The sequence below is a fragment of the Komagataeibacter sp. FNDCR2 genome (assembly GCF_021295395.1).
Classification (GTDB): Bacteria; Pseudomonadota; Alphaproteobacteria; order Acetobacterales; family Acetobacteraceae; genus Komagataeibacter.
Genome location: NZ_JAIWOU010000001.1, coordinates 2,544,435 through 2,568,517, shown reverse-complemented (window position 1 = coordinate 2,568,517; position 24,083 = coordinate 2,544,435). Strand labels below are relative to the sequence as shown.

At 66.7% G+C, this 24,083-nt stretch carries 20 protein-coding genes and 1 pseudogene; 8 read left to right on the top strand and 13 right to left on the bottom strand.

Annotation, left to right across the window (positions count from 1 at the left end):
- The first annotated feature begins 168 nt into the window (after nucleotides 1–168).
- Nucleotides 169–1,338 (top strand): 2-C-methyl-D-erythritol 2,4-cyclodiphosphate synthase, encoded by a 1,170-nt coding sequence (gene ispF, locus LDL28_RS12235; RefSeq protein ID WP_370636391.1) that lies wholly within the window; start codon nucleotides 169–171, stop codon nucleotides 1,336–1,338.
- An 83-nt stretch (nucleotides 1,339–1,421) separates the two neighbouring features.
- Here the strand turns inward: ispF and LDL28_RS12230 are convergent, their stop codons facing one another.
- From LDL28_RS12230 to LDL28_RS12200, 7 genes are all read right to left on the bottom strand, one after another.
- Nucleotides 1,422–2,183 (bottom strand): ATP12 family chaperone protein, encoded by a 762-nt coding sequence (locus tag LDL28_RS12230; RefSeq protein WP_233058793.1) that lies wholly within the window; start codon nucleotides 2,181–2,183, stop codon nucleotides 1,422–1,424.
- The gene (locus tag LDL28_RS12225; RefSeq protein ID WP_233058792.1) at nucleotides 2,180–4,663 is read right to left on the bottom strand and encodes an AsmA family protein; all 2,484 of its coding nucleotides are present in this window, start codon (nucleotides 4,661–4,663) and stop codon (nucleotides 2,180–2,182) included. The genes LDL28_RS12230 and LDL28_RS12225 overlap by 4 nt, the downstream gene beginning before the upstream one ends.
- Nucleotides 4,664–4,703: 40 nt before the next feature.
- Nucleotides 4,704–5,681 (bottom strand): RluA family pseudouridine synthase, encoded by a 978-nt coding sequence (locus LDL28_RS12220; RefSeq protein WP_233058791.1) that lies wholly within the window; start codon nucleotides 5,679–5,681, stop codon nucleotides 4,704–4,706.
- Nucleotides 5,678–7,069 carry a replication-associated recombination protein A gene (locus LDL28_RS12215; RefSeq protein ID WP_233058790.1) on the bottom strand — a complete coding sequence of 464 codons (1,392 nt, stop codon included), beginning with the start codon at nucleotides 7,067–7,069 and terminating at the stop codon, nucleotides 5,678–5,680. Before LDL28_RS12215 ends, LDL28_RS12220 begins: the two co-directional genes overlap by 4 nt.
- Nucleotides 7,070–7,306: 237 nt before the next feature.
- Nucleotides 7,307–8,683: an MBOAT family protein gene (locus LDL28_RS12210; RefSeq protein WP_233058789.1), complete on the bottom strand. Its 1,377-nt coding sequence runs from the start codon at nucleotides 8,681–8,683 to the stop codon at nucleotides 7,307–7,309.
- Nucleotides 8,683–9,918: an NAD(P)/FAD-dependent oxidoreductase gene (locus LDL28_RS12205; RefSeq protein WP_233058788.1), complete on the bottom strand. Its 1,236-nt coding sequence runs from the start codon at nucleotides 9,916–9,918 to the stop codon at nucleotides 8,683–8,685. Before LDL28_RS12205 ends, LDL28_RS12210 begins: the two co-directional genes overlap by 1 nt.
- A 4-nt stretch (nucleotides 9,919–9,922) precedes the next feature.
- Nucleotides 9,923–10,591, bottom strand: coding sequence for a glutathione S-transferase family protein (locus LDL28_RS12200; RefSeq protein WP_233058787.1), 669 nt, complete (start codon nucleotides 10,589–10,591; stop codon nucleotides 9,923–9,925).
- A gap of 165 nt (nucleotides 10,592–10,756) precedes the next feature.
- On the opposite strand from LDL28_RS12200, the gene minC reads away from it, so the two are divergent.
- The 3 genes from minC to minE all read left to right on the top strand — a co-directional run bounded on the left by minC (nucleotide 10,757) and on the right by minE (nucleotide 12,690).
- A complete protein-coding gene (gene minC, locus LDL28_RS12195) occupies nucleotides 10,757–11,491 on the top strand; it encodes a septum site-determining protein MinC (RefSeq protein ID WP_233058786.1) in 735 nt (244 codons plus the stop codon).
- A gap of 111 nt (nucleotides 11,492–11,602) precedes the next feature.
- Nucleotides 11,603–12,415, top strand: a complete 813-nt coding sequence (gene minD / locus LDL28_RS12190) for a septum site-determining protein MinD (protein ID WP_233058785.1) — start codon at nucleotides 11,603–11,605, stop codon at nucleotides 12,413–12,415.
- A complete protein-coding gene (gene minE, locus LDL28_RS12185; protein WP_233058784.1) occupies nucleotides 12,415–12,690 on the top strand; it encodes a cell division topological specificity factor MinE in 276 nt (91 codons plus the stop codon). Before minD ends, minE begins: the two co-directional genes overlap by 1 nt.
- Nucleotides 12,691–12,732: 42 nt before the next feature.
- Here minE and LDL28_RS15720 read toward each other — a convergent pair.
- Nucleotides 12,733–13,405: pseudogene (locus LDL28_RS15720) on the bottom strand (GntR family transcriptional regulator).
- Between the two features lie 249 nt (nucleotides 13,406–13,654).
- On the opposite strand from LDL28_RS15720, the gene LDL28_RS12170 reads away from it, so the two are divergent.
- The gene (locus LDL28_RS12170) at nucleotides 13,655–14,218 is read left to right on the top strand and encodes a bacterioferritin (protein WP_233058781.1); all 564 of its coding nucleotides are present in this window, start codon (nucleotides 13,655–13,657) and stop codon (nucleotides 14,216–14,218) included.
- Between the two features lie 144 nt (nucleotides 14,219–14,362).
- On the top strand, nucleotides 14,363–15,811 hold the full coding sequence (aldA, locus tag LDL28_RS12165; protein WP_233058780.1) for an aldehyde dehydrogenase: 1,449 nt from the start codon (nucleotides 14,363–14,365) through the stop codon (nucleotides 15,809–15,811).
- Between the two features lie 55 nt (nucleotides 15,812–15,866).
- On the opposite strand, the gene coaA is transcribed toward aldA, so the two are convergent.
- Nucleotides 15,867–16,844, bottom strand: a complete 978-nt coding sequence (gene coaA / locus LDL28_RS12160) for a type I pantothenate kinase (protein WP_233058779.1) — start codon at nucleotides 16,842–16,844, stop codon at nucleotides 15,867–15,869.
- A 233-nt stretch (nucleotides 16,845–17,077) separates the two neighbouring features.
- Here coaA and LDL28_RS12155 point away from each other — a divergent pair, with 233 nt between their 5' ends.
- Complete coding sequence (locus tag LDL28_RS12155) at nucleotides 17,078–18,379, top strand: glycerate kinase (protein ID WP_233058778.1); 1,302 nt, start codon at nucleotides 17,078–17,080, stop codon at nucleotides 18,377–18,379.
- 53 nt (nucleotides 18,380–18,432) lie between these two features.
- Here the strand turns inward: LDL28_RS12155 and LDL28_RS12150 are convergent, their stop codons facing one another.
- The 3 genes from LDL28_RS12150 to LDL28_RS12140 all read right to left on the bottom strand — a co-directional run bounded on the left by LDL28_RS12150 (nucleotide 18,433) and on the right by LDL28_RS12140 (nucleotide 21,537).
- Nucleotides 18,433–18,792 (bottom strand): hypothetical protein, encoded by a 360-nt coding sequence (locus tag LDL28_RS12150; RefSeq protein ID WP_233058777.1) that lies wholly within the window; start codon nucleotides 18,790–18,792, stop codon nucleotides 18,433–18,435.
- 117 nt (nucleotides 18,793–18,909) lie between these two features.
- The gene (gene recA / locus LDL28_RS12145) at nucleotides 18,910–19,959 is read right to left on the bottom strand and encodes a recombinase RecA (protein ID WP_233058776.1); all 1,050 of its coding nucleotides are present in this window, start codon (nucleotides 19,957–19,959) and stop codon (nucleotides 18,910–18,912) included.
- A 153-nt stretch (nucleotides 19,960–20,112) separates the two neighbouring features.
- Entirely contained in the window at nucleotides 20,113–21,537 is a 1,425-nt protein-coding gene (locus tag LDL28_RS12140; protein ID WP_233059296.1) for a gamma-glutamyltransferase, read from the bottom strand.
- Between the two features lie 241 nt (nucleotides 21,538–21,778).
- On the opposite strand from LDL28_RS12140, the gene LDL28_RS12135 reads away from it, so the two are divergent.
- A complete protein-coding gene (locus LDL28_RS12135) occupies nucleotides 21,779–22,573 on the top strand; it encodes a DsbA family protein (protein WP_233058775.1) in 795 nt (264 codons plus the stop codon).
- 49 nt (nucleotides 22,574–22,622) lie between these two features.
- Here the strand turns inward: LDL28_RS12135 and hemA are convergent, their stop codons facing one another.
- A complete protein-coding gene (hemA, locus tag LDL28_RS12130) occupies nucleotides 22,623–23,888 on the bottom strand; it encodes a 5-aminolevulinate synthase (RefSeq protein ID WP_370636390.1) in 1,266 nt (421 codons plus the stop codon).
- Between the last annotated feature and the right edge of the window lie 195 nt (nucleotides 23,889–24,083).

The following is a 24,083-nucleotide window of genomic DNA, read 5'->3' as shown; positions in this document are numbered from 1 at the left end:
GCTAAAATATCCGCCAATAATGCTTATGATTTAGGCAGAATACCCCCTCCCGCCGCCCCGTGCAATCAGCTTCAGTGCATTCGGGAAACATTTTCGTGCCGCGGCGCGGGCAGGTTGTCACCGCACAATGCTTGACGCGCGGGCCACATGGCCGCATTGCTCCGCATCATGCGTGTTGCAGCCATTCTTCTCGCCGCGGGTCAGGGCAGCCGGTACAGCGCCCAGACCGCGACCCCCGTCGCCAAGCAGTATGTCACGCTCGGCGGCCGGCCCGTCATCCGCCACGCGGCGGATGCCCTTGCCCCTCATGTAGCGATGATCCAGCCCGTGGGCGACCCGGCCCTGCTGGGCGCGGCGCTGGAGGGTTTCGCCCCCGAAGCCTGTGCGGTCCTGCCGGTCGTGCCCGGTGGCGATACGCGCCAGGCCAGCGTAAGCGCGGGGCTTGAAGCACTTGACCGCCTGCCCGCCGGCGAACGCCCCGATCTGGTGCTGATCCATGACGGCGCGCGCCCGTACGTGCCCGCCAGCGTGACACAGGGCGTGATCGCGGCCCTTGCGCACCATGCGGGCGCCATTCCCGCCGTGCCGGTGGCCGACACCATCAAGCGCGCGCGTGATGGCATCATCACCGATACCGTGCCCCGCACCGACCTGTTCCGCGCCCAGACGCCGCAGGGCTTCCGCTTCGGGATACTGCACGACCTGCACCGCTCCGCCACCGCCGCCGATGCGACGGATGACGCGGCCCTGCTGGAACTGGCCGGGCACCATGTCGCCATCGTTCCCGGTTCGGAAGACAATATCAAACTGACCTACAAGGAGGATCTGGTGCGCCTGGAACGCCTGATCGGCCCGACCCTGCTGCCGCGCACCGGGATCGGCTATGACGTGCATGCCTTTGCCGAGAACCGCCCCCTGATCCTGTGCGGCGTGAGCGTGCCCCACACGCGCGGCCTTGCCGGGCATTCCGATGCGGATGTGGGCATTCACGCCCTGTGCGACGCGATTTACGGCGCGCTGGCCGAAGGGGATATCGGCCGTCACTTCCCGCCCAGCCAGAACCAGTGGAAGGATGCCGACAGCGCGCGCTTCCTCATCCACGCGGGCGAGCGCATCCGCCAGCGCGGCGGCATGCTGGTCAACGCCGATGTCACGCTGATCTGCGAACGCCCCAAGATCGGCCCGCATTCGGAGGCCATGCGCGCACGACTGGCCGAGCTGCTGAAGGTGGATATCGACCGGATTTCGGTCAAGGCCACGACATCCGAACGGCTGGGCTTTACCGGGCGGGAGGAAGGGATCGCCAGTCAGGCCAGCGCCACGGTGCTGGTGCCCTGAATGCCACGCCCTGGGAACAGGCAGAAAAAAACGGCCCGGTCACATGACCGGGCCGTCTGTTTTTTTACGTCACGGTCGTCGTTTCACTGCGCCTGACACAGGTGCATGAAGCGGTCGGCCTCAACCACCTCCGCCGCAAGCTGGCGCAGGGCCTCAACCAGCTTGGCGTCCTCGCCCCATATCGTCATCTGGATGCGTTCCCCCACGGTAGCGATCTCCGCCGCACGGGTGGCTGACAGCGCGCCCGTCACCACCGCAAGCCCCAGCACGATACTTTTCATGGCGGGCACCATCACGCCCAGCGCGGCCAGCGTCGCGTTATCCTGCCTGCCCAGCACGTCATTCCACGCCGCATGCACATCCCCGGACTGCGCCAGCGGCATGATGCCGTGCGTGACCGCCATGTCGATCCCGTGGCGCGCGCGCAGCCAGGCGAGCTGGGGATCCCATTCCTCGCGCTCGGCCGCGCAGAGCCGGGCGGGATGCTCCGCGCGGTAGCACAGCAGTTCCCCATCCACGTACTGCATCAGCGCCGCGACCTGTGCGGCGGGTTCAGGCGCGATCCGTTCGATCATGCTGCCGGCCATGCGCGTCATCGGCAGGTCATCGGGGGTGAATGCGCCCCCCTTTTTTCCACCCGCGCGCGCCCATTCCCCCGCGATGGCCCCGGCAAGGGTCTCGGAGGGCACGCACAGCGCCGTGCCGCCGGGCAGGCGGATGCCACGCCCGTCAAGTTCAACGCCGAAGCCCCCCCCGGCCACGGGGCGGACTGTGGCCTCGGCCCAGAACCGCTTGCGGGTGCCGGGGGTTTCGGCCCGGGGTACGCGCACGCCTTCCTTCATCATTTCAGAATCCCCAGACCCTTGAGCAGGTTCGCCGCCTTCTTCACATCAGGCGCGCCCTTGGAATTGCCCAGCAGTTTGGAAACCCCGCCCCCGGCGGAGGCCGTCCCCTTGGGGGCGGCGGTCGTGGGCTGGGGGCCGGCCTGCCCTTCCCGCGCGGCCTTCAGCGTCGCGGGGCAGGGATCGGCTACGGCATTGCCGTTCGAACCGCCCAGCAGCAGGCCGATCGCGTAACGCCCGTCCGCGCCGCCATCCATCTTGGGCCGTGGCGACGCCAATGTGCCGCCCACACGCAGCGGCACGCTGGCCCCGGTTCCGCCGATCATGACCTGCGGCACCAGATGCAGGTCCAGATCCTGCGTGACCATGCCCACGGTGCCGTGGCCGGTCAGTGTCAGCGCATTGGTCTGTACACCGATGGTATCGACATTGGCGCGCCCGTCGGCCATGGCCATGTGCAGGCCGAAGCAGCGCAGGGCGATCGGCCCCGTGCCAAGCGCGCCACGCGCCGCATCACCCAGCAGTTCACCCAGCGCGGTACCGCTGATCGTGCCGTTGACCATGGACGCGCCCATATGGCCCGTCAGGCTGTTGCGCAGTTCGGTGCGGGTATTGCCCTGCGCGCGCAGGGTACCGACAACCTGCAATGCGCCCTGCACCATGTTCGACAGGCCGGCCCTGCTCTCCACCCATCCCGCGGGCAGGACCAACGTGCCGATCGTGCCCGAAACCGTGGGCACGCTGCCCGATGCATCGACCTCCAACTGGCCCGACAGGCTGCGCCCCGTGCCCAGCGCCTGAATGGGGTCGATCGTCAGCCGCCCGTTGCGCAGGACGACGTGGGTCAGCGCGTTGTGGTATTCATCCCCCTCGAACTCCATCTGCGCCACGCTCAGGCGCAGGTCCACGTCCTGCCTGCGCAGCATGGCGAAAGGCAGCGGCTCATCACCGGGTTTCGCCTGCGTGGGCGCGGTGCCGCCCGTGGCGTCGGCCTTTGCCGTCTGGCCCATCAGGGCGTCCACGTTCAGCCAGCTCGAATCAAGCGCGCCGCTGAGCAGCGGCACACCGTCATGCCCGCCATGAACCGACAGGTCCAGCGCCCCGGTGAAGGAAGCCTGCGTGCTCTTGACCGCGATGTCCGAGAGCTGGAAATGCGCGCCGTTATCCTCGCTTACGAGATGGGAGGACGCTTCCAGATGGTCGAGCGCCGCGCCATTGGGCAACAGGAGATGCCCCGCCGTGGCCGATACGTTCACCACCGCGCGCGAACCACCCAGCGTACCCGCGACCCGCAGCGCGCCCGGATCGCCCGACAGGTCGAACGAGAGCGGCAGCGGCTCGGCCAGATGCGACAGCACCGCTGTCTCCACCTGCTGGAGCGAGCCCAGCGTGCCCGAAAGTTTCAGCCCCTGCCCCTGCCACTGGCCCTGACTGCGGATGGTGACGCCATCCTTCGGGCCCGGCGCGTCAATCGACAGGCCCTGCAACGTCAGGCCCGCGATGTACCGCCCCGCATCCACCGCGCCCGTGTCCAGGTGCACACTGTTGAACAGCGGCGTGCTGCCTTCGCTGTCTGGCGCGCTGCCATCCACCACATTGGCCTTGAACGACAGGCGGCGCACATCGGGCAGGTCCAGCCCCGGCGCTACGGCCGTGATCGCGGCAAGGGTGGTGAGACTGCCATCAAGCCGGATGTTGTAGCCCTTCATGTGGTCGGGATCGGCCACCGAACCATCGACCGCCAGTTGCCCCACCGGCTGGCCGCCCGCGCTGAACGTCGCCTGCAACGCCACCGGCCAGCCGACGCGCGCGGTGGAGGTCAGGGTGATCGGGCCGGTATGGCCCGCCAGCGTGAAGGCGCCGCCCTCATTATGACCGGCCACGTCGATCCGGGGCTGCTCACCGCTGACATCGGTCAGGTTGACGCGGTCCACGACCACCTTGCCCCTGCTGCCCGAAAGGCGGTCATCCCAGTCAAGGTCGGCATTGGTGACGCGGATGCTGCCGATCTGCACCTTCCAGTCCGACGCCGCCTGTTTCGTCGCCGTATCCGGCGCGACGTTGGCCTGCGCGCTGGTGGGGGAAAGACGCCAGTTGGCCTCCCCCTTCTCCGTGCGTTCGAGATGGATGACGGGATGGTCGAGCGTCAGGCCCTCAAGCTGGATTTCATGGTGCAGCAGCGCCATCAGGCCCAGCCGCGCCGTCAGCCGGTCCGCCGTGAGCATGTCCGTATAGGCCCCGCCCGCCATGTCCGACAGGCCGACATCACGCACCGACAGCGAAAGGGAGGGGAAGACATGGAAATCCAGCGCGCCCATGCGCACCTGCCTGCCGGTCTGCTTCTCGATCGCGGCGATGGCTCGGCTGCGCAGCGCATCGGGGTCCAGCATGGACCTGACCGCAAGACCCGCCCCGCCAGCCACCACTACCAGGGCCACGGCGGAACCCAGCAGTATCCGTCGCGCATTTCCGTTCTGTGCCATCTCGCTTCCTGTCCTGTACCGTTATCCCGCTGTCCCTGCCCTAGATACGCCGGCAGGGCGCGGGCTGGGGGGCGACAAACCCGATCTGCCGGAATGTCTCGCGCATATGCGGCGGCAGATCCGCCTCGACCACCAGCGTGCCCCCTGCCGGGTGCGGCAGTTCCAGCCTGCGGGCATGCAGGTGTAACCTGTCCACGAACCCTGCGACATGAGCTATGTCACCGCCATATTTCGGATCCCCCAGTATGGGGTTGCCCAGCGCCTCGCAATGCACGCGAAGCTGGTGGGTGCGCCCGGTCAGCGGGGACAGCGCCAGCCATGACAGCTTGCGCGCCGCCGCGTCCAGCACCTCGTATTCCGATAGGGCGTGCACCGCGTCCGCATCCCCCCGTTCGGCCACGACGCTGATGGCGCCCGCCCCCGCGCCAAGCTTGGTCAGCGGCTGGTCGATGATGCCCGTGGCCGGGCTGGGGCGCCCCACGACGACGGCCCAGTAGATCTTGCGCACGTCGCGCCCGCGAAAGGCGGCCGCGAGCTTGGCCGCCACACCGGGCGTGCGCGCCACGAGCAGGAGGCCCGATGTATCGCGGTCGATGCGGTGGACGAGCCGGGGGCGCGGGTCATCGGGGCTGTCGCGCAGGCCATCGAGCAGCGCGTCGATATGGTGGGTGATGCCCGGCCCGCCCTGCACGGCGATCCCGGCGGGCTTGTTCAGCACGATCACATGGTCATCGCGATACAGGACCATCTTGTTGATTTCGCGCACCTGCCGCTCATCCAGCGGTCGGGCCGCCAGCGGCGGCGGGCGGCTGGCGTTGGGGATGGGCGGCACGCGCACCGCCTGGCCGGGCGCAAGGCGCGTGGCGGCGGTGACGCGACCGCCATCCACACGCACCTGCCCCGTGCGGCACAGCTTTTGCAGCGCGCCCTGCGTCAGGTGGGGGTAGTGCCTGCGGAACCAGCGGTCCAGGCGGATATCGGCTTCGTCATCGCTGACGGTAAGGGTAACGACACTCATGACCCACGGCTTTCGCGCACTCTGTTCCAACTGTCCAGTCGTCGCGCCACTTCGCGCTCATATCCACGGTCGGTCGGCTGGTAAAGCCGGGGGCGGCGCATGCCGTCGGGAAAGTAGTTCTGGCCCGATATGCCGCCTTCGGCGTCATGGTCGTATTCGTAACCCTTGCCGTAGCCGATATCCTTCATGAGCGTGGTCGGCGCGTTCAGGATATGGGCGGGCGGCATGAGGCTGCCGGTGGCGCGCGCGGCGCGGCGGGCCATGTTGTAGCCCTTGTACACCGCATTGGACTTGGGCGCGGTGGCCAGATGCACCACAAGCTGGGCCAGGGCCAGTTCCCCCTCGGGCGAGCCGAGGCGTTCGAACGTCTCCCACGCGGCGATGGCCAGCGGCAGGGCGTGCGGGTCGGCCATGCCCACGTCCTCGGCGGCGAAACGGGTCAGGCGGCGCGCGATGTAGCGCGGATCCTCGCCCCCTTCCAGCATGCGGGCGAACCAGTACAGCGCCGCATCGGGGTCGGAGCCGCGCATGGATTTATGCAGCGCCGAGATCAGGTTGTAATGCTCCTCCCGGTCCTTGTCATACAGGGCCGCGCGGCGGGCGAGCAGGCCGGACAGGCCAGCGGGATCGAGCGGCCGCGCCTGTGGCGGCAGGGCCAGAAGCTGCTCGACCATGTTCAGCAGGTAGCGCCCGTCGCCATCGGCCATGGCGCGCAGGGTCGCGCGGGCTTCGGGCGTGAGCGGCAGGGGCGTGCCGGTCGCGGTTTCGGCGCGGTGCAGGAGCTGCTCCATCGCCGCGTCATCCAGCCGGTGCAGCACCAGCACCTGACAGCGCGAGAGCAGCGCGCTGTTCAGCGCAAAGGAGGGATTTTCCGTCGTCGCGCCCACCAGCACCACCGTGCCATCTTCCACCACCGGCAGGAACCCGTCCTGCTGGGCGCGGTTGAAGCGGTGGATTTCGTCCACGAACAGAAGCGTTCCGCCGCCCTGCGCGCTGGTGCGCCGCGCATCCTCGAACGCGCGCTTGAGGTCCGCCACACCGGAAAACACCGCCGAAAGCTGCACGAAGCGCAACCCCGCTGCATCGGCCAGCAGGCGCGCGATGGTGGTCTTGCCTACGCCGGGGCCGCCCCACAGGATCAGGCTGGCGAGCGAGCCGCGCGCGAGCATCTGGCGCAGGCTGCCATGGGGCCCAAGCAGATGGTCCTGCCCCACCACATCATCCAGCGTCGCGGGGCGCAGGCGGTCCGCCAGCGGCTGGGTGCGCGCGGCGGGCGTGGTGGCGCGCGGTGGAAACGGCACCGGCCCCCGGCCCGGCTGCGCCTGCGGCCCGGACGCCCCGAACAGATCCCCCGGGCCGTCATCCATGCTGTCACGCCTGCCTGCCATATGCTCCTGCCCGTACCGTATCCGGTCCCTTTGCTGGACCGTCACCTTCAAATTGGGATGCGTCGCGTATCAATACCAGTCCCGGCGGAACAATACAGGCCCCCTCCGCCATGTCGTTCCCGCCCCTTTCGCATACAGAATTCCCGAACCCCGATCATCGGGAACCTACGCGCGGGAGTTTAAGGAACTGGAAAACAGAAATCCCCGCGCCGCTTTTTTCGCGACGGAACGCCGCGGTCAGAACTGGAAATAGATGAACGGCTCGGGCGGCCTGCCCCCGACCAGGAACACCAGCAGCACAAAGGCCACGCCCGCCGCCACCGCCAGCCATGGCGCGGGCCGCAGCCGGTCCATGATGACCGATTGCGAGGCAGGCCCGACCAGCGCCACGCCAAGGGCCAGAGCCAGTATCAACGGGTGCGGCAGGAGCACCTTTCCCATTCCCCCCAGCCCCGCCATCCCCATGAACATCCGTCCCGCCGTGGGCAGGTCGGCGGCGCGGAACACCACCCATGTCAGCAGCAGGAAAAACAGCGTCAGCCCCCGCCCGCCCCAGCATGGCAGCACGCGTCCCGCGCGGGTCCATGCATGCGACAGCGCCAGCGCGCCGCCATGCAGCAGGCCCCAGAGCATGAAATTCCACCCCGCCCCATGCCAGATTCCCGCCAGCCCCATCGTCGCCACCACATTGGCGGCCTGCCGCGCCGGGGGGCAGCGATTTCCGCCCAGCGGGATATAGACGTAATCACGCAGGAAGCGCGACAGCGTCATGTGCCACCGCCGCCAGAAATCCCGCACGGACACGGCCGTATAGGGCGCGTTGAAATTGAATGGCAGGCGAATGCCCATCATCAGCGCCATGCCGATGGCCATATCCGAATAGCCGGAAAAATCGAAATAGATCTGGAGCATGTAGGTTGTCGCGGCCAGCCACGCACTGCCCAGACCCGGCGGGTGCCCCGCATGGGCGGCATCGAACACCGGGTTGGCCATGGCGCCCAGCGTATCGGCCAGACCCAGCTTCTTGCCCAGCCCGACCAGCACCAGCAGGCCACCCCGGCCAAGGTTTTCCCACATCGCGCCATTGCGCGGGCTGGCGTCGAACTGCGGGATCAGTTCGTTATGCCGCACGATCGGCCCCGCCACGAGCTGGGGGAAGAAGGTGACGAATTCCATGAAATCCGCCAGCCGGTACACCCGCGCCTGCCCGCGCCCCAGGTCAACCAGATAGGAGATTTTCTGGAACACGAAAAACGACAGCCCCAGCGGCAGGATGATCGGCCACGGCGCATGCGCCCGGCCCGCAAGCCCCATGGCCACACCGGCCAGCCAGTCCGCGTATTTGAAGCCGAACAGCACCGCGAGATTGGCCGCGATCCCGAACCCCAGCCACCCCCGCCGCCGCCAGCGCCCCCACGCCATGGCAACCATCTGGTTGAACCCGACCATCGCCAGCAGGAACGGCACGAACCGCCAGTCCCACAGCCCATAGAACAGCACCGACGCCGCGATCACCACCGTCTGCCGTCCCGCCCTTGACGCCGCCACGCCGTAATACAGCCCCAGCACCAGCGGCAGGAACACCACAAGGAAAGGCTGCGAGGCAAACAGCATCAGCCCGTGCGTTCCGCCACGGCCCGCCCCGCCGCGTGGCCACTGGCCCACGCCCACTGGAAGTTGTAGCCGCCCAGCCAGCCGGTCACGTCCACGGCTTCCCCCACCATGAACAGGCCCGGGACATCCCGCGCCTCCATATCGCGTGAGGAGAGGCAATCCGTATCCACGCCACCGCGCGTGACCTCGGCCTTCACGTAGCCTTCCGTGCCATGGGGGTTGAGCCGCCATGCCGAAAGCATGCCGGCCACACCGGCCAGAACCGCGTCCGGCATGCCTGCAAGCTGCCCTTCGGGCAGGCAGGACCGCGCCAGAAGCTGGGCCAGGCGCTGCGGCAGCAGCATGGACAGCATGGCTACCCCGCCCGCGCGCGGGCGGTCGCGCTTGATTTCCAGCAACCGCCGCCCCGCGTCGATGCCGGGCAGCAGGTCGATCTCCAGCGCCTGTCCCGGCTGCCAGTAGGATGACGCCTGCAGGATGGCGGGACCGGACAGGCCCCGGTGGGTAAAGACCATGCCATCACGGAACACGACGTGGCGCGCCTGCCGTCCCGCCCCGCTGTGGCAGCCGATCGCCACATTGACCGACAGCCCGGCCAGCGCCCCCATCCATTCCAGATCCTGCGCGCCGAATGTCAGCGGCACGAGTGCGGGGGCCGGCGCCACGACCCGCAGGCCGAACCGGCGCGCGAGATCATGCGCAAGGCCCGTGGCGCCCAGCTTGGGAATGGACAGCCCCCCCGTGGCCACGATCAGCCCGCGCGCCACGAAAACCCCGTGATCCGTCTCGACCCGGTACAGCCCCGCGCCGTCACGCGCCACGTCGATGATCCGGTGCGACAGGCGTATGTCCACCTGCCCCGCCGCGCATTCGCGCAGCAGCATGTCCACGATGTCGCGCGCCGAGCGGTCACAGAACAGCTGGCCCGCCGCCTTTTCGTGCCAGGGAATGCGGTGGCGGCGGACAAGGGAGAGGAAATCGGCCGGGGTGTAGCGCGCCAGCGCCGATTTGGCGAAATGCGGATTGGCGGACAGGAACTGCCCCGCCCCCGCATCCATGTTGGTGAAGTTGCACCGCCCCCCACCGGAAATGAGGATCTTGCGCCCCGCCTGCGGCGCATGGTCCACCACCAGCACCTGTCTGCCCGCCTGCCCCGCGGTCGCCGCCGCCATAAGGCCCGCGGCCCCCGCGCCCAGGACGATGGCATCAAGGATGGGGGCTCTCCCGCCTGTCATCGACTCAGAAATCCAGATCCGCGTAATGGGCGGGCGGGTTGATGCCCGTCACCCGCTCCTGCAGCAGTGCGCGGAAACACGGGCGGCTCTTGATCCGGGCGTACCAGTCCTTGGCGGCGGGGGCGCGCGCCCAGTCCACATCCCCCAGGTAATCAAGGCTGGACAGGTGGGAAGCGGCGGCGAAATCCGCCATGGACAGCATGTTGCCCGCCAGCCACTGCCGCGTTTCGGCCAGCCAGTCGATATAGGGAAGATGGGCGCGGATATGCGCATACCCCGCGCGCAGCGCGGCCCCATCGGGGTTGCCGCGCTTGGAAATGCGCTTCAGCACCTTTTCATTGAGCAGGGGGCGCGAGACTTCACCGCCGAATTTCTCATCGAACCACGCCACCAGCCTGCGCACCTCCACCCGTTCGGCCAGCGTGCGGCCCAGGAGCGGGGTGTCCGGATACGCTTCTTCCAGATATTCGCAGATGACCCATGAATGCGGAATGCACAGGCCGTTTTCTTCCTGTAGCATGGGCACGGTACCCGCTGGGTTGCGGTCCAGGTAATCGGGGCGGTTTTCCCATACGCGCTCGATCTTGAGTTCGAACGGCAGCCGCTTTTCCCCCAGCACAAGCCGGACCTTGCGGGAATAGGGCGAAAGGGGAAGGTGGTAGAGGATGCGCATGTTCCCGCTTTATTGCATTGGGCCGCCCTTCGCCAAGCCCTGACGCGCATGAAAGGAAAAGCTGCCGCGTACAGGCGGTGAAAAGCCATCCACCCCTCGACAGGGGCGGCATGGCGCGATAGCTGGAAACAGACACGCCCACTTACCATACAGGACAGGATCACGTTGCCAGACGAACTGCGTCCCACACCGAAAATCCGCGCACGCGGGCGGTCGTTTCTTGCCCTGGTGCTTTCCCCCGAACCCATGCTGGCGGACTGGCTGGCCGGGCTGGATGCGCAGATCGCGCGTTCGAGCACGTTCTTCGCCGGCAAGCCGGTCATTCTGGACCTGTCGCTGCTCAATGCACAGACCGAGGGACTGGCCGAACTCTACCCCGCGCTGCGCGCGCGCGGCATCCGCATCATCGGCATCGAGGGTGGCGATACCTCATGGCCCGCCTGCGCGCAGTGGGACTGGCCGGCGGGCTTCATGGGGGGCCGCGCCTCGGGCGCGGTGGACATTCCCGAAGACAGCGCGCCCACACCCCCCGAGGCGCCACGCGGCTCCTCCATGATCATCGAGCAGCCGATCCGCTCCGGCCAGGTGATCATGAACCCCGATGGGGACATCATCATCGTCGGTTCCGTCGGTTCGGGGGCGGAGGTGACGGCGGGCGGGTCGATCCATGTGTATGGCGCGCTGCGCGGGCGGGCCATCGCGGGCATGAACGGGCAGCCCGACGCCCGCATCTTCGCCCAGTCCATGCAGGCCGAGCTGCTGGCCATTGACGGCTATTACATTACCGCTGAAGAGATGGATCCGCGCTACGTGCACAAACCCGCGCAGATCGTTCTCAGTAATGACACACTTGTCGTGCAGCCGCTGGTGCCGCCCGCATTCGCGGGCCGCAAAACCTGACAATACCGTGCTGAATTCCCATTGCGCCCTGCGCGCGCCAACCCATACAACTGTATCCATCAGATCATGAACAAGAAAACACCCCCCAAAAGCGGACAAGGAACTACCCCAATGGCAAAAGTGCTGGTTGTCACATCCGGCAAGGGCGGCGTCGGAAAGACGACGTCAACCGCGGCGCTGGGCGCGGCACTGGCACAGACCGGGCAGAATGTCGTTGTGGTCGATTTCGATGTCGGGCTGCGCAATCTCGACCTTGTCATGGGGGCGGAGCGGCGCGTCGTATTCGACCTGATCAACGTGATCCAGGGCGACGCCAAGCTTTCGCAGGCGCTGATCCGTGACAAGCGCATCGAGACGCTCTCCATCCTTCCCGCATCCCAGACCCGCGACAAGGACGCGCTGAGCGCCGAGGGCGTGGCGCGCGTGATGCAGGAACTGCGCGAAAAATTCGACTGGGTAATCTGTGACAGTCCCGCCGGGATCGAGCGCGGCGCGCAGCTTGCCATGTACCACGCGGATTACGCCATTGTCGTGACCAACCCGGAAGTATCGTCCGTGCGGGACAGTGACCGGATCATCGGCATGCTCGACAGCACGACCGAGAAGGCCAAGGGCGGCGGCAAGGTTGAAAAGCACCTGCTGCTGACCCGCTACGACCCCGCGCGCGCCGCGCGTGGCGAAATGCTGCGTATCGAGGATGTTCTGGAAATCCTGTCCATCCCGCTGCTGGGCATCATTCCCGAAAGCGAGGAAGTGCTGCGCGCGTCCAACCTTGGCGCGCCCGTGACCCTGAGCAGCCCCGACAGCCCGCCCGCCCGCGCCTATGCCGAGGCCGCGCGCAGGCTGGAGGGCGAAAAGCTGGAAGTGACCGTGCCGACCGAGCGCAAGGGCCTGTTCGCACGGCTGTTCAAGGGAAGAAACTGATGAGCCTGTTCAGCTCCTTTTTCGGCCGTGGCGGCAAGACATCCGCCCCGGTCGCGCGTGACAGGCTCCAGATCCTGCTGGCCCATGAACGCACGGGAAACGCATCCGAATCCGACCTGCTGTCCAAGCTGCATGCCGAGATTCTGGAAGTCATCAAGAAGCATATCCCCGTCGATCAGGACAAGGTGCAGGTCAAGCTGGACCGCGGCAACTCCGTCTCGATGCTGGAAATCGACATCGAGGTGCCCCAGCTCAAGGCCCCTGAACGCCCCTGAACGCCCCGAAAGGGGCCACCGGCGCGACCGGGACCGCGCCATTCAGGTCAGCCGGGGTTCGATCCAGCGGCGGGCATGTTCGAAATCACGCGCCACGGCGGCCTGTGCCGCCGCCACGTCACGCTGGCGCAGCGCCGCGATCAGTTCCTCATGCGGGTGGATGCGCCCCTCATGCTCCAGGTGGCGCATGGGCCGCGAGAGCGCGTAGATCGGCCCGATGCGCATCCACAGGTTGCGCAGGATGGTGGCCGTAAGCGGCAGTTCGGCCAGGGTCGCGACCGTGGTGTGGAAATCCGCGTTGAAGGCGGCCATGCCGCCATCATCATGCGCGCGCGGCGTCCATGAACTGGTTTTGCAAAATGACCAGCGCCTCGATTCCATGGTCGGACGCATTCTGGGCGGCGGCGGCGGCCAGACGCATTTCCAGATCCGAACGCAGGTCATGAATCTCGGCAAAGCTGCGCTGGGTCATGGCGGGAACGATGGCGGTATTGCGATCATTCAGTTCCAGCGCATGTTCGGACACAAGGCGCAGCAGCGCCTCGCGCACCGGGGTCGGGCTCAATCCCAGCTCGGCGGCCAGGGGCCGCAGGACCAGACGTTCCCCCGAGCGGTAACGGCTGCGGATCAGCCCGCGGCGCACATGGTCATAGGCTTCCTCGCTCAATGCGCGACGCGGGAGCTTTTCAGACTGGCCTGCGGTGAATGATACCATGCCGTTGAGTCATCCTTAAAGCTGATAGGTCTTATTAATACGGATCAATAATGATCTGACCGTGAATGGCAACGCCTGAAAAAGCGAAAACTCCGTTTTTTTTGCGCGGTTTCCGCCATTCATGACCATTTTGTCGTCACGGCCCTCCTCCCGGCGGGGAACCCCCTCCCCTTTCCGACCGTTACCCCGGCAACGGCCCGCACCCCGGTGCGGGCTTCCCGCCATGCGGGAACAGACAAGGAGACGACCATGTCCGATGTAGTCGAGAACACTTTCCTGACCGATGTGCAGACATTGCGCGCACGCGCCAAACAGGCGATCGAGAAAGGCGCGCTGACCCCGGCCTATCAGGGAAACGTAAAGACCGCGATCGAGCTGTTGCAGACGGTGGTGGCCACCGAACTTGTCTGTGTCCTGCGTTATACCATGCATTCCATTGCCGTGGCGGGCATCAACAGCGAAAGCGTGGCCAGCGAGTTCGCGACCCATGCGAAGGAAGAGCGCGCCCACATGCTCTGGGCCGCCAACCGCATCGACCAGCTGGGCGGCACGCCCAATCTCTCGCCCGAGGGACTGGCCACCCGTTCCGCCACCGAATACGGCCATGGCGGCAACCTGATCGAGATGGTGCGCCAGAACCTGGTGGCCGAACGGCTGGTGATCGAGCATTACCGTGAACTGATCCGCTACTTTGCCGATCATGACCCCACAACGCGCATCATGCTCGAAAAGATCCTTGCGGAAGAAGAAGAACACGCAACCGATATGCATGATCTGCTGGTCGCCCATGAAGGCCACCCCTTCCTGTCCTGATCCCCGCCTGTTACCTTTCCCCCAACACCCGTACCACCCCGCGCCCGCCTGCCCCGTCCCGCCCCCGCGGGATCGGGGGGCATTGCTACGTACTGCGTCCGGGGCGCCGAAATTTTTCCCATCACCCGAAACGGAGACTCCATAATGGCCGAGCCGAAAACCTATGACCTGTTCATCGGCGGGGAATGGACCAAAGCTGACAATTCCGAACGTGACACCATCCGCAACCCCGCCACTGGCGATGTGCTGGCCCATGTCGCCATCGCGGGCGAAGGCGACGTCGCCCGCGCGCTGTGCACCGCGCAGGACGCCTTTCCCGCATGGAGCCGGCAGGTCGCGACGGACCGGGCGGATTACCTGTACCGCCTGATCGAGCTGATCCGGCGCGACGGGGAAAAACTGGCCCGCATCATTACATCCGAAAACGGCAAGCCGCTGAAGGAAGCCCGGATCGAGGTCAATTTCGCCATCCAGCTCATCCGCTTCGCGGCCGAGAACGTGCGCAGGCTGGAAGGCAACATCATTCCCGGCAGCCGACCGGGCGAGAAGATCCTGATCGAAAAGATACCCCATGGCGTGGTCGCGGGCATTTCCGCGTGGAATTTCCCGCTCGCGCTTACCGCCCGCAAGCTGGGTCCGGCGCTGGCCGCCGGGAACACCTTTGTCATCAAGCCCCATGAACTGACGCCGCTCTCCACCCTGGCGCTGGCCGAACTGACGGTTGAGGCCGGGTTCCCCAAGGGGATCGTCAATGTCGTGACCGGCGGCGGGGCCACGGTGGGCAATGCGCTGGTCACGAGCCCGATCACCAAGCTCATCACCATGACCGGCAGCACGCCCGCGGGCCGCAAGATCATGGCCGCCGCATCCGAAGGGCTGAAGGAAGTGCGGCTGGAACTTGGCGGCAAGGCCCCCTTCATCGTGATGGAGGACGCGGATCTGGACGCGGCGGTCAATGCCGCCGTCAGCGCGCGGTTCATGAACTGCGGCCAGGTCTGCACGGCCAATGAACGCACTTATGTGCATACGGCCGTCTATGATGCCTTCCTGGAGCGCCTGCGCGCGAAAATCGCGGAGATCCGGACCGGCGACCCGCTGGATGAAAAGACCGACATGGGCCCCAAGATCAGCACCGCCGAACTGGAAAAGGTGGATGACATGGTGCGCCGCGCCGTGGAACAGGGGGCGAAGGTCGAACTGGGTGGCAAGCGCCTGACCGGCGGCGCTTACGACAAGGGCAATTTCTACGCCCCGACCCTGCTGACCGACATATCGGGGGACATGGACATTGTGCAGAATGAAGTGTTCGGCCCCGTCCTGTCCCTGATCCGCGTGCGGGACTTCGATGATGCCCTCACCCAGGCCAACAAGTCGCGCTATGGGCTGTCAGCCTATCTGTTCACGCAGAACCTCGCGAACATCATGCGCCTGACCAACGACCTCAACTTTGGCGAGATCTATGTCAACCGCGAAGGCGGCGAGGCAGCGCAGGGCTTCCACCACGGCTATGGCGACAGTGGCATCGGCGGCGAGGATGGCCAGTACGGTCTCGAAGCCTATGTCGATACCAAGACCATCTATCTCAACACCTGAGCCGCAGGCGGCATTCCAGTGGCCCGGCGATGCGTCGGGCCATTTTTTTCCGGTTTCAGATCTGGCGCATCCATACGGTGTCCACCGCATGGGTCGGCTGTTTATGCATGACCACACGGGCGCGTTCGCGTGTGGGTAGGATGTTCTGCTGCAGGTTGGGCAGGTTGATCCGCCGCCAGATGTCGCGCGCCATGCGCTCGGCCTCGCCGGGGGAAAGATTGGCGCAGTGATGGAAATAGGATGTCGGCTTGCGGAACGCGGTCTGTTGCAGCAGCAGGAAACGCTGCACGTACCAGTCCGCGATCACATCGGTATCGGCATCGAGATAGATCGAGAAATCAAAGAAGTCGGACGCCATGAACGGCTGTTCGGACACGGTCTGCAACACGTTCAGCCCCTCGAATATCAGGATGTCGGGCTGGTCGATCACCTGGTAGCGGCCGGGCACGATGTCGTAGGCCTCATGCGAATAGACCGGCACCTTCAGCTCACGCGCGCCCGCCTTCAGCGCCGCGAGGAAGGAGATCATCTGCCGCAGGTCGTAACTTTCGGGAAAGCCCTTGCGGTGCATGAGGTTGCGCTGCTCCAGCACCTGCGTGGGGTGCAGGAAGCCATCCGTCGTGACCAGCGCCACATTGGGGTGATCAGGCCAGCGCGACAGCACCGCCTGCAGCAGGCGCGCAAACGTGCTCTTGCCCACCCCCACGCTGCCCGCGATCCCGATCACAAACGGCATCCGCGCCATCGGTGCGCCGATAAAGGCGCTCTTGACCATGTTGTTCAGGCTGCGCGTCGCCATGACATGCAGGTTGAGCAGGCGCGAAAGCGGCAGGTAAATCTCGGTTATGTCTTCCAGCGAGACCGGCTCGTTATACCCGCGCAGCGAGGCGATGTCCGCCTCCCCCAGCGATTGCGGCACATTGGCGCGCAGGGCCGCCCATTCCGGGCGGGGAAAGATCATGTAAGGCTGCACCGTGCCGTGGGCAGGATGCGTGGAGATGACAGGACCGCCGTCCAGCACACACTTCTCCATGCCCTTGTCCTTTCTGCTGTGGCGCCTGCCCCTGCGCGCAGACCATCTGCCGCGTATCACCATCGCCCCCGCCAATCCAGACAAGGCCCGCCCAAATTAGCGTGTACACCCGCTGGCCATCGCCCCATTCCGGGTATCCTGACACAGACGTGACAATTGTGACACACCTCCCACCCCCGCCCGCATGGCATGAACTGGCCCCACGGGCCGTGCCACATGACCAGGACAGTGCAATGAACGATACGACCATATCCCCCTTACCCGCCACGCAGTGGACGGACGCGCGCGCCCGCGCCGCCCTGCGCGCCATGCTGGACGCCGCCATCCGCAGCGCCATGCCCGCCGTGGTGCTGGCCCGCTACCTGCCGCCCCGCCCACGGGGGAAATGCGTGGTGGTGGGCGCGGGCAAGGCCGCCGCCTCCATGGCGGCGGCGCTGGAGGCGGCATGGCCGGATGTGGAGCTGACGGGCTGCGTGGTCACGCGCGATGGCCATACCACGCCCACCCGCCGCATCCGTGTCATGGAAGCCGCCCATCCGGTGCCCGACAGCCGGAGCGAGGACGCCGCCCGCGCCATGCTGGCGGCCGTGGCGGGCCTGGGGCCGGATGATCTGGTCATCGCCCTGATTTCCGGTGGCGGGTCCGCGCTGCTGGAACTGCCAAAGCCCGGTGTAAGCCTGGATGATATCCGCGCGATCAACCGCGCCCTGCTTCATTCGGGGGCGAGCATACGGGACATGAATGTCGTCCGCCGCCACCTGTCCACCATCAAGGGGGGCGGACTGGCCCAGGCCGCCGCCCCCGCGCGGGTGGTGACGCTGGCCATAAGCGACGTGCCGGGCGATGACCCGCTGACCATAGCCAGCGGCCCCACGGTGGCGGACCCGACCACACCGGCCGATGCGCTGTCCATCCTCACCCATTATGGCATCACCATTCCCGATGCGATCAGAACCGTGCTGATGCAGGCCCCGTCCGGCAGTCACGCGCCACGGGGCGATTTCAGGCTGATCTCCACCCCCCTCATGGCGCTTCAGGCCGCGGCCGTCGCGGCACGCGAACATGGGTTGACCGCCATGATCCTGGGCGATGCGCTGGAGGGGGAAAGCCGCGACGCGGGCACCCTCATGGCCGGGATCGCCCTGTCCGCCCGCCTGCATGGCCTGCCTGTGGCCGGGCCTGCCGTGCTGCTTTCGGGCGGTGAGACGACGGTTACGATCAACCCCGCCGCCCCGGCGCCGGGGCGTGGCGGGCGGAATACGGAATTCCTGCTCGCCATGGCCACGGCCCTGCATGAACAGCCCGGTATATGGGCCATAGCGGCGGATAGCGACGGGATTGACGGCACGGAAGACGCCGCGGGCGCCCTCATCGCCCCCGATACCCTGCCCCGCGCCCGTGCGCTGGGCTGCGACCCGCGCCACCACCTGCGCGCGCATGACAGCTACAGCGTGTTCCGGCAGACCGGGGATCTGATCATTACCGGCCCGACACTCACCAACGTCAATGATATCCGTGCCGTGCTGGTGCTTTAGGATCGGCCTGAAAAACCTGCCCGGGGAGCAACCCGCACATTACCTGGCAGGCCCTAATTCGCGGGCTTGCCCTGCCGCCCGTAACTGACCTGCGTGTCCGGCACGACAAAATGCTTGCCGTCCTCGCTGCCGCCATCATCATCACCGGCCTGATTGGGGTCGTAACCGGAGGAGATCATCTGCATCGCCGCCGCATCGGGCGGCGCGTGGTAGGCTTCCGTCGCCGTGTCATCGGCCGGGTCAGCCGGGGGGGGCAGGTGCTTTGTCGAAAGCGGGCGCAGCGCCTCACGCGCGCGGGCGAGCTGTCGCCCGGCGGCGCCGGCGGGGGGCGGGGCCTCATCCACATCGACCGGATCATTATTGTCGTCGTGCCCCCCGCTACAGGAAGCAAGACAGGCCAGCAATCCGATCATTGCAAGACGCGGTCTCATTTCAACAGCCTTACCCCGCTTCATATCCCGCATGGCCCCCGAACGGATGGGGCCCACGGGAAAACGATAGCCTGCCACAACGGCCCAGGCCAAGGGCGATCAGTCCTCGCCGCTATCCTCACCCGCCTCATCGACCAGCATGGCTTCGGCCACAACGCCCGCCTGCTCACGCACGCGGCGTTCGATGTCGGCCGCCATTTCCGGGTGGTCGCGCAGGTACTGCTTGGCGTTCTCGCGTCCCTGCCCGATACGCTGGCTGTCGCAGGAGAACCATGCACCGGATTTCTCGACAATGCCCGCCTTGACGCCCAGGTCGATCAGCTCACCCACCTTGCTGATCCCTTCGCCATACATGATGTCGAATTCGACCTGCCGGAAGGGGGGGGCCATCTTGTTCTTGACCACCTTCACGCGCGTCTGGTTACCCGTGACCTCGTCCTTGTCCTTGATCGAGCCGATACGGCGGATATCCATGCGCACGGAAGCATAGAACTTCAGCGCGTTGCCGCCCGTGGTCGTTTCCGGGCTGCCGAACATCACGCCGATCTTCAGGCGGATCTGGTTCAGGAAAATCATCATGGTGTTGGAACGCGAGACCGAGCCGGTCAGCTTGCGCAGCGCCTGGCTCATAAGCCGCGCATGCAGGCCGACATGGCTGTCGCCCATATCGCCCTCCAGTTCCGCGCGCGGTACGAGGGCGGCCACGCTATCGACAACCAGTACGTCGATCGCGCCGGAGCGGACCAGCGTATCGGCGATTTCAAGCGCCTGCTCACCCGCATCGGGCTGGCTGATCAGCAGGTTGTCCACATCCACGCCCAGCTTGCGGGCATAGCCAGGGTCAAGGGCGTGTTCGGCGTCGATGAAGGCGCAGGTGCCGCCCTTGCGCTGGGCCTCGGCAATGGCGTGCAGCGCGAGCGTGGTCTTGCCCGAGCTTTCCGGGCCATAAATCTCGACAATGCGGCCACGCGGCAGGCCGCCAATGCCCAGCGCGATATCCAGCCCGAGCGAGCCGGAGGAGATCACCGCCACCTCCTGGGTGGGGCGTTCGCCCATGCGCATGATCGAACCCTTGCCGAACGCGCGCTCGATCTGGCTCAATGCCCCTTCCAGGGCCTTGCTTTTATCCATACCCGGAGCCTGTGCCATAGCCTGCCTACCTGGTGCTTGAGAAGATGAAACCGAGAGCGGGCACCCTGCCCTGCGCCGCCAGATTACCAAGGCGATGCGTCATGCCGTTCAATATGGAACAAAACAGGATCATTTACAATGCCCCGTTCATCACTTCCCGCAAGTAATGCCCTAGCGCGGCCCGAGCGCCAGCCCCGCGCCACGCGGATCGGTGGCGGCGACGCAGGTTGACGCATCCCCCGGCAGGCCCTGCGGGCAGGATATGGCGTTGACACGGCCCTGCGCCGTCACCGGGTGGGCGTCGGGCGTCTGCCCGGCCATGATCTGGCGCATCGCGATCCCTACGGCGGCGGCGGCGTCATTCTGGCCCGAACCGGCGGCGACCGCCCGCAAGGCGCGCCCCTGAGAGGCGACGGCCGCCGTCAGCAACGGTTGCGGCACCCGCGCGGGCGACGCGCCCAGAACAATGCCGGTATTGCCCGCCATGCGCCCGGTACCGAACAGGTTGTCCATGCTCACGCTACAGGCGACCGCCATGCCACCATGGTCAACCACCGTGAACGAGGTCGAGGCCGGAAGTGCTGGCAGCAGGCCGCCAGTCGCCCCGCCACCGGCATTGACGATGGCCTGCGCGCGGGCGGTCATGTCATCCCCCGTTCCGGTCTGGCGGTTGCCATTCTGGGCGCGCCATGCCGCAACACTGGCCTGCGCGCGCTGCGTGGCGTCGGAAGTGGAGGCGGCGCGGAACGCCAGCGCGCTGCCCAGCCCCCCATCGGCGGGCGGCGGCAGGAAGGCGACCTGCGTTTCACCGCTTCTGACCACCAGCGGCAGGCGTTCGGATGGAATGGCCTGCCGCAGGTCGCTCATCTGCAATCCACCGCCCGCCGCCTGACTGCCCGCGACAAAGGACTGCCCCAGCGCGCCGTTATACAGGTCGCCCACGCCCATGCCGCGAATCTGGTCCAGCGCGCCGGACAGATGCGTCTGCACCAGCGCATCACCTTCGGCCAGCGCCTTGCCATCCGAACGACTGAACACGACCCGCACCCCCGGATCGGCCAGTAGCGGAACCTGCACGGCGGCAAGATCGGTGGCAAGCTGGCGGCTGACATTGATGCCGTTCGCGGCCAGCGTGATCGCATCGGGCAGCAGATCCGAAAAGGCCGCCGAGCCATATTGCAGATGCATGAGATAAAGCCCGCGCGCCAGCATGGGCACCGAGGCCGGACGGTCCGCGCGCGGCATGGCGGGATCCGTGACCGTGCCCGCGACGGGCAGGAACATGAAGGCGCGCCCGCCATTCTGGTCGCCCGGCCTGTAGGCCAGGCACGCCCCGCCCGCGCCAAGCGAGGCGCGTGAAGGCAGCGTGACCGCCAGCGCCATGCCCATGGCCGCCGCCGCGTCCGCCGCGTTGCCGCCGCGCTGGAGAATGTCGCGCCCGACCAGCGTGGCCTGGGGCTCATCGGCCGAGACCATGCCGATCAGCGGGCCGGGCGAAGGGCCGAACATGTGCGACACCAGCCGCACGGGCGAATAGCGATGCAGGGAGCAACCGGCAACCGAAATGGCCAGGACAGCCGTAACCGCCGTACGCATATACCGACGGGCAAGAGGTATGATCGAATGCTCAGGCACGCACGCTTCTCCATGGGCAGGTCGGCTTTGTTCATAGGCTGCCCGTGCGCGGCCCCGCGCGATCGTGACAGGCCCATCACGACTTAGCGGCCTTATGGCCCCCCGGCAACCGCCATGCCCCCCTGCGGCCAGCATGGCCATTCCTTTCCGCAGCCCGATCCGTTACAGACACCCTATCCCGACATGATAACGGAGCAAACCCGTGACCTTCATTTCCCCATGCCGGCGTCCGCGCCTGCTGCACGTCCTGCTGGCCGCCGGGGCAATGAGCGTGGCCGGGCCGGTTGCAGCCCCCCTGGCCACCGCCGCCGATACCGCCGGCAGCTTCACCCCCGCCCAGCGGCAGGAAATCGTCAGCATCGTGCGCGAGGCGCTGAAGACGGACCCCACCATCCTGTCCGACGCCATCGCCGCCCTGCGCACCTCCGCCACGACCGCCCAGCAGAACGCCGCGCGCACCGCGCTGGATGGCCACCGCGCCGAACTGCTGGCCCCGGCGGCGAGTGATGGCGTACTGGGCAATGCCGCGGCCCATGCGACGGTGGTGGAATTCTACGACCCACGCTGCCCCTACTGCCGCAAGGTGCTGCCCGACCTCGACCGCCTGACGCGGGAGGACACGGATGTACGGATTGTCGAAAAGGTCATCCCCGTTCTGGGGCAGGGCAGCCTCATCGCCTCGCAGGCGCTGGTGGCGGCGTTTGTACAGGGGGGGCAGGACGCCTATTTCCGCATGCAGCACGCGGTCATGAATGATTCCACCACCCCCACGGTCGAGCGCATGCGCGCGCTGGCCGGTCAGTCCGGCCTGAACGCGACCCAGCTCGCGACCGACATGAGCAGCCCGAAGGTGACCGCCATCCTGGAGGCGAACATGGATCTGGCGCGCGCCATCGGGCTGGACGGCACGCCGACCTTCGTCTTCAACGCCCGCCAGATCATTCCCGGCGCGGCGGATTATGACACGCTGAAAAAAGCCATCGCCCAGAACCGCTAGACCATTCCCGCCCGCCCTCTGTCGCGACAGGCAGGCGGGCGGGCGCGGTTCAGGCCATGGCGGGCACCGGCTGCGTCTTGAGGTCGTTCAGGCGCAGCAGGTGGGTCAGGGCGGCCACCATGTCATCCATCATCGCATCCGTGTGGAACGGCCCCGGCGTCAGGCGCAGGCGCTCGGTCCCGCGCGGCACGGTGGGATAATTGATGGGCGTGGCGTAGATCCCGTAATCACTGAGCAGCCGGTCGCTCAGTTCGCGGCAGCGCTTCGCATCGCCCACCGGGATCGGCACGATGTGGCTTGCCGTCATGGTAAAGGGCACATTGGCCCTGCGCAGCTTTTCACGGAAGGTGTTGACGCGCTCGAACATGCGCTCGCGCCGCCAGCCATCCTTGCGCACCAGCCGCACGCTGGCCAGCGCCGCGGCCACGACCGCGGGCGGCAGCGAGGTGGTGAAGATGAAGCCCGAGGCCGAAAGCCGCAGGTATTCCACAATATCGCTCGACGCGGTGATGTAGCCGCCATGCACGCCAAAACCCTTGGCCAGCGTCCCTTCGATGATATCGACCTGGTCGGCCACGCCATCGCGCTGCGATACGCCGCCGCCTTCCTCGCCATACAGGCCCACGGCGTGGACTTCGTCCAGATAGGTCATGGCGCCGTATTTGCGCGCCAGCGCGCAGGTGCCCGCGATGTCCGACACATCGCCATCCATGGAATACACGCTCTCGAACGCGATCAGCTTGGGCGCGTCCTTGGGGGCGGCGGCCAGCTTGGCTTCGAGGTCGGCCAGGTCGTTATGTTCGAAAATGACGGTGCTGGAGCCACGCGCGCCCTTGATCCCCGCGATCATGGAGGCATGGTTCAGCCGGTCGGAAAAGCAGATCCAGCCGGGCATGGAGGTCAGGATGGTCTGGAGCGTGGCCTGGTTGGACACGTAGCCGGACACGAACAGAAGCCCCGCTTCCTTGCCATGCAGGTCGGCCAGTTCGGCCTCGATGGCCGTATGCAGGGGGCTGGTGCCCGCGATGTTGCGCGTGCCGCCCGCGCCCGCGCCATGTTCATGAATGGCCTGGATGGCGGCCTCCACCACCACGGGGTCCACACCCATGCCCAGATAGTCGTTGGATGACCAGACCACGACCTCCCGGTCCTGCGGGCAGGCGGGGGTTGAAGGCGTGGCGACGGTTTCCGGCTGGTCATACAGGGGATAACGCTCGGCCTGGCGCGCCAGTGGCGTGAACTGCCGGTATCGACCCTGTGCGCGGATGCCCTCCAGCGCCGTCCGGCAGAACCGGAAGAACGGATGTCCATCCACATGCTTACTGGACACTGCTGCTTTTCTCCATGCACAGCCCGGCTTGCTGCATTCCGGGGCCTTTAATTTATTACGATCACCGTCCGGGTGGCCCATGCGGGGCGCGCTGCGTTCGGGCTTACGGCGTCATTGCTGGCGGTTAACCACCATCGCGGTACCCTTTATGGCATGACGGAAGCAGGAATTGCAAAACCG